At 66.7% G+C, this 5,451-nt stretch carries 5 protein-coding genes; 1 reads left to right on the top strand and 4 read right to left on the bottom strand.

Annotated elements, in window-relative coordinates; genetic code table 11:
* Positions 1-140: 140 nt before the first annotated feature.
* From DN412_RS42100 to DN412_RS42085, 4 genes are all read right to left on the bottom strand, one after another.
* Complete coding sequence (locus tag DN412_RS42100) at positions 141-1,217, bottom strand: phosphotransferase (RefSeq protein ID WP_115216887.1); 1,077 nt, start codon at positions 1,215-1,217, stop codon at positions 141-143.
* A 57-nt stretch (positions 1,218-1,274) separates the two neighbouring features.
* Complete coding sequence (locus DN412_RS42095) at positions 1,275-2,003, bottom strand: histidine phosphatase family protein (RefSeq protein WP_115216886.1); 729 nt, start codon at positions 2,001-2,003, stop codon at positions 1,275-1,277.
* Between the two features lie 81 nt (positions 2,004-2,084).
* Positions 2,085-2,864: an oxepin-CoA hydrolase, alternative type gene (locus tag DN412_RS42090; RefSeq protein WP_115216885.1), complete on the bottom strand. Its 780-nt coding sequence runs from the start codon at positions 2,862-2,864 to the stop codon at positions 2,085-2,087.
* Positions 2,865-2,897: 33 nt separating this feature from the next.
* A complete protein-coding gene (locus DN412_RS42085; RefSeq protein WP_115216884.1) occupies positions 2,898-4,421 on the bottom strand; it encodes a 3-hydroxyacyl-CoA dehydrogenase in 1,524 nt (507 codons plus the stop codon).
* A gap of 189 nt (positions 4,422-4,610) precedes the next feature.
* Here DN412_RS42085 and DN412_RS42080 point away from each other — a divergent pair, with 189 nt between their 5' ends.
* Positions 4,611-5,252: a glutathione S-transferase gene (locus tag DN412_RS42080; protein ID WP_115216883.1), complete on the top strand. Its 642-nt coding sequence runs from the start codon at positions 4,611-4,613 to the stop codon at positions 5,250-5,252.
* Positions 5,253-5,451 lie beyond the last annotated feature (199 nt).

Here is a 5,451-nt window from a genome sequence, read left to right as displayed (position 1 = left end):
CGTATCAGGCAAAATTGCCACCACTGATTGTCAACTTCACCCGAAGTTAACACCGTCCAATCCGGTTTACAACCTTTCCTATCGAGATGTGGGTAAAGGCAAGCGCAAGCGGGAGAGGGGAGCCAACCATCAGCAAGCGATCAGTCCTTCGCCTTCTGCGCGTATTGCCACCCCATCTCCGCCATCGGCCGCGCGCGCTTGCCCGCGTCCAGCGCCTGCGCCGACGACGCGGTGCCATCCACCACGCGCTTCATGATCCCCTGCAGGATGCCGGCGATGCGGAACATGCTGAAGGCCAGGTAGAAGTTCCAGTCGCCGGTGATCGGGCGGCCGGTGCGCTGCTCGTACAGGCGGCGGTAGCTGGCTTCGTCGGGGATGCCCAGCGCGGCGAAGTCCAGGCCGGCGATGCCGCGGAACTGGCCCGGGGCGATATGCCAGCTCATGCAGTGGTAGCTGAAGTCGGCCATCGGGTGGCCCAACGTGGACAGCTCCCAGTCCAGCACCGCCAGCACGCGCGGCTCGGTCGGGTGGAACATCAGGTTGTCGAGCCGGTAGTCGCCATGCACGATCGAGGTCAGGTCGGCGTCTTCCTGCGGGATATGCTGCGGCAGCCAGTCCATCAGCGCGTCCATCGACGGGATCGACTCGGTCTCGGACAGCTTGTATTGCTTGGTCCAGCGCTCGATCTGGCGCTGGAAGTAGTTGCCGGGCTTGCCGTAGTCGCCCAGGCCGATGGCGTTGTAGTCGACCGTGTGCAGCGCGGTGATGACACGGTTCATCTCGTCATAGATGGCGCTGCGCTCGGCCGTGCTCATGCCCGGCAGCGACTGGTCCCACAGCACGCGGCCGGCAACGAATTCCATGATGTAGAAGGCGCGGCCGATCACTGACTCGTCCTCGCACAGTGCGTACATGCGCGCCACCGGCACGTCGCTGCCGGCCAGCGCGGCCATCACGCGGTACTCGCGCTCGATCGCGTGCGCCGACGGCAGCAGCTTGCTCTTGGGACCGGGCTTGGCGCGCATCACATAGGTCTGGCCGGGCGTGACCAGCTTGAAGGTCGGATTGGACTGGCCGCCCTTGAACTGCTCCACGGTCAGCGGGCCGGCAAAGCCGTCCACGTGCTGGCGCATCCAGGCCTCCAGCGCGGCAGTGTCGAAACGCTGCTGGTCGGCCACCGGGCGCGTGCCCTCGAAGTGCGATACGTTGCTCGTCATGCTGTCTCCGTTGGTTCTCTGTTCGGGTTCGTTCGATGGGGATGGGTCCGGGGGCGCTCAGCCAGCGGGCTGGCGTCCGCGCAAATACTGGTGCAGCAGCACTTCCATGGTGGTGTGGCGCGTGCCGCTGTGCACGGGCGTGGGCGGCGAGTAGTTGGTCATGCGCACCACCCAGTCGTGCGGCTCGTCGCCCATGTCGAGCACATTGATGCAGCCCGCGGTCTGCAGCAGCGAGCCAAAGAACACGCGCCGCCCGCAGGTGATGGCCTGCGACAGGATGGCGCGGTTGGTGCCGCCATGCAGCGCCATCAGCACGGTGTCCCAGCCCGGGTCGGCGCGCAGGCGTGCCAGCGCCGGCAGCACGCGGTCCAGGAACGCGCCGATGGTCTCGCCGTTGAGAAAGCGCTTGTCTTCCGGCACTTCGCCTTCGAAGGCGCCGACAAAGGCGTCGCGCAGGTCCTGGTCGGCAACCGCGGACAGGTCGCCGCCGCGGATCTCCTGTAGCTCTGGCCAGACTTCAGGGACGATGCCTTCCATCTCCGGCAGCTCGGCCAGCACCCGTTCGGCGGTCTCCACCGTACGCGGCAGCCCGCTGACAATGACGCGGTCGAAGCGGATCTGCTCGGCGGCAAAGGCGCGGCCGGCGGCGGTGGCCTGCATGCGGCCAGTCTCGTTCAGGGGCACCATCTCGGGCAGGGTGGTGCGGCGCCCGGCCTCATCGAAGTAAGACACGGCACCATGCCGCATCAGGTAGATGCGGCGACGCGAGGACGGCGGCAATTCCATGCGTTGTCTCCTTGCATTGTGTCGGCATGCCCGTCTGCCGCGGGCTGGCCGTCAGGGTAAAGCCGGGCGCCAGGCCCGGCTTCAGCGGTATTGCGGCTTGCGCTTCTCCAGGAAGGCGCTGATGCCTTCGCCACCGTCGGGGTGATGCAGCGCGGCCACGAAGCTGTCGCGCTCGGCCAACAGGTGTTCGGCCAGCGAGGCAGTGCCCGCATGGTTGATCAGGCCTTTGATGCGGCCCACCGCATGCGGCGATTGCTTGGCGATGCCCTGCGCCAGGCGCAATGCCTCGGCCAGCGCCTCGCCCGGCGGCGTGACGCGGTTGACCAGGCCGAACTGCGCCAGCCTCTCGGCGTTGACCGGCCTGCCTTCCATCATCAGTTCACTCGCAAGCTGGCGCGGCAGTGCGCGCGCCAGCTCGTACGAGCCGCCGCCATCCGGCGTCAGCCCGACCGAGACGTAGGCCATCACGAACTTGGCGTCGCTGGCAGCCACCACGAAGTCGCACGCCAGTACCACCGAGAAACCCGCGCCCGCGGCCGCACCTTCCACTGCCGCGATGATCGGCTTGGGAAAGGCGTGCAGCGACTGGATCCATCCGTTCAGCACCTCGATGCTGGCGGCCTGCACCTCGGGTGGCTGGCTGCGGTTGCCCAGCAGCCGGTTCAGGTTGCCGCCCGCGCAGAACATGCCGTCGGCACCGGTAAAGATCACCGCGCGCACCGAGCCATCGGCCGCGGCCTGCTCCAGCGCCTGCTGCGAGGCCGCGTAGATGTCCGGGTGCAGCGCATTGCGCGCCTCGGGGTTCGAGATGGTCAGCACCAGGGTCGAATCGACGCGGTGGGAAAGCAACTGTGCAGGCATGGGCGTGGCTCGGTCGGTGGCGCGGGGGCGGGCTTACTGCTCTTCGGTCAGCAACGACAGGCCCAGGCCGGCACGGCGCCACAGCCACGGGCTCGGGCGGTAGCGCATGTCGCCGGTCAGCGCTTCCATATTGCGCAGCGTCTCCAGCACCAGTTGCGGGCCGACCGCGTCGCCCAGCGCCAGCGGGCCCTTCGGGTAGCCGAGGCCGAGGTTGACGGCGAGGTCGATGTCAGTCGGCGTGGCGATGCGCTGCTGCGCGATATCGCTGGCGATATTGATGATGCAGCAGAGAATGCGCTGTGCAACGAAGCCGGCCGAGTCGCGGATCACCGTGACCGGCACGCCGTCGCTGGCAAACAGGCCATGCGCGCCGTCGCGCGCGGCGGCGCTGGTGGCCGGCGTGGTCATCAGCGTGCGGCGCTTGGTGGCCTCGAACGGCAGCAGCGTGTCGATGGCGACGGTGCGGGCCGGGTCCAGGCCCTGTTGCAGCGCGCTGGTGGTGGCGTCCAGGCCCAGCGGCGTGACGATGATGAGCGCGTCGGCCGACGGCTTGTTGCCGCCTTCCGGGGTCACGCCCAGCGCGCCCAGCAGCCTGGTCACCATGGCGTGGCCGCGCTCGCTGGCGTGGCTCACCCATACGCTCGACGGACGTGCGCCCGGCACCGCGGCGGCGGCCGGCACTTGCTTCTGGCCATCGGCGTAGGAATAGAAACCGGCGCCGGCCTTGCGGCCAATCAGCCCGCCGACCGCGCGGATCGCGGTGATCGGCGAGGGGCGGTAACGCGGTTCCTGGTAGAACTGGTTGTAGATCGATTCCATCACCGGGTGCGACACGTCCAGCCCGGTCAGGTCCATCAGCTCGAACGGCCCCATGCGGAAGCCGGCCTGCTCGCGCATGATGTTGTCGATGTCGGCAAACTCGACCACGCCTTCCTGCGCGACCTTCAGGCCTTCGATATTCATGCCGCGGCCGGCATGGTTGACGATAAAGCCCGGCATGTCCTTGCAGCGCACTGGCGTATGGCCCATGCGGCGCGACAGCGCCATCAGCGCGTCGCCCACCGCGGGGTTGCCCGACAGGCCGTCGATGACTTCGACCACCTTCATCAGCGGCACCGGGTTGAAGAAGTGGTAGCCGGCGATGCGGCCCGGGTGCCTGGCACCGACGGCGATCGCGGTGATCGACAGGGACGACGTGTTCGAGGCGATGATGGCGTCTTCACGCAGCACGGCTTCGAGCCTGGCGATCAGGTCGCGCTTGACTTCCAGCTTCTCGACGATGGCTTCCAGCACCATGTCGCAGCCGGCCAGGTCTTCCACCGCGCCGCAGGGCTTGACGCGGGCCAGCGTGGCCTCGGCGTCGGCGGCGCTGATCTTGCCCTTGTCGGCCAGCTTGGCCAGCGTTTCCTGCAGGTACTGGCGCGCGGCGGCGACCGCTTGCGGGTTGGCGTCGTACAGGTTGACGGTCAGGCCCGCCTGTGCGGCGATCTGCGCGATGCCCCGGCCCATGGCGCCGGTGCCGACGATACCCAGCGTATCGATGGTGAAAGTGCTCATTATTCGTCCCAAGAGTTGTGGTTAAATTAGCACGATCGTACGTTTTCTGCACCTTCCGCGACAGATGGGCAGGGCAGGCGGCGTGCGCTGATCGGCCAGCCGGCACACTGCAAGCTCCGGATGGTCCACAATCACCCGACATCCGCACCGTGCGATGCGGGGATCATTCCAATAACGGAGAGAGACGACATGCTGAAGCTCTGCGGTTTTGCCGCCAGCAACTACTACAACAAAGTGAAGCTGGCGCTTCTGGAAAAGAACGTGCCGTTCGAAGAGGTGCTGGCCTGGCTCGGCCAGACCGACCCGGCGGCCACGCCCGCGGGCAAGGTGCCCTACATCATCACCGAATCCGGCCCGCTGTGCGAGTCCGAAGCGATCGTCGACTATGTGGAGGCGGCTTATCCGCAGGCGCCGCTGCTGCCGCGCGACCCGTTCCAGGCCGCCAAGGTGCGCGAGATCGTCGTCTTCATGGAACTGTACCTGGAGCTGACCGCGCGCGAGCTGTACCCCGAGGCCTTCTTCGGCGGCAAGGTCAGCGACGGCGTCAAGGAGCGCCAGCACAAGCTGCTGTCGCGCTATATCCCGGCCTTCGCCAAGCTGACGAAGTTCTCGCCGTATATCGCCGGCGACACCTTCACGCTGGCCGACTGCGCCGCCGCCGTGCACCTGCCGCTGGTGTCGTCGTGCACCAAGATCATCTACGGCACCGACCTGCTGGCGGACCTGCCGGTCAAGGACTACCTGAAGACGCTGTCGGCGCGTGAGTCGGTGCAGAAGGTCAATGCCGACCGCAAGGCCAATCTCGAGCTGATGATGAGCCGCAGCAAGTAGTGAAGGAAGGCAGATGGCGTTGCGTTAGCGCATGGACGTAGCCGCCGCCCGTGGTGGGCGCTCCCCTCTCCCGCAAGCGCTTGCCTTTACCCACATCTCGATAGGAAAGGTTGTAAACCGGATTGGACGGTGTTAACTTCGGGTGAAGTTGACAATCAGTGGTGGCAATTTTGCCTGATACGGAAGATCTCGAAGACTG

Origin of the sequence: Cupriavidus lacunae (genome assembly GCF_003353055.1) — a bacterium.
Classification (GTDB): Bacteria; Pseudomonadota; Gammaproteobacteria; order Burkholderiales; family Burkholderiaceae; genus Cupriavidus; species Cupriavidus lacunae.
The sequence above is the reverse complement of the archived record's forward strand: the minus strand, read 5'-3'. Positions and strand labels throughout refer to the sequence as shown.

Bases quoted from the DNA above. Each gene is read 5' to 3' on its own strand.
- DN412_RS42095 (WP_115216886.1), bottom strand. From the start codon at position 2,003: ATGGAATTGCCGCCGTCCTCGCGTCGCCGCATCTACCTGATGCGGCAT.
- DN412_RS42100 (WP_115216887.1), bottom strand. From the start codon at position 1,217: ATGACGAGCAACGTATCGCACTTCGAGGGCACGCGCCCGGTGGCCGAC.
- DN412_RS42080 (WP_115216883.1), top strand. From the start codon at position 4,611: ATGCTGAAGCTCTGCGGTTTTGCCGCCAGCAACTACTACAACAAAGTG.
- DN412_RS42085 (WP_115216884.1), bottom strand. From the start codon at position 4,421: ATGAGCACTTTCACCATCGATACGCTGGGTATCGTCGGCACCGGCGCC.
- DN412_RS42090 (WP_115216885.1), bottom strand. From the start codon at position 2,864: ATGCCTGCACAGTTGCTTTCCCACCGCGTCGATTCGACCCTGGTGCTG.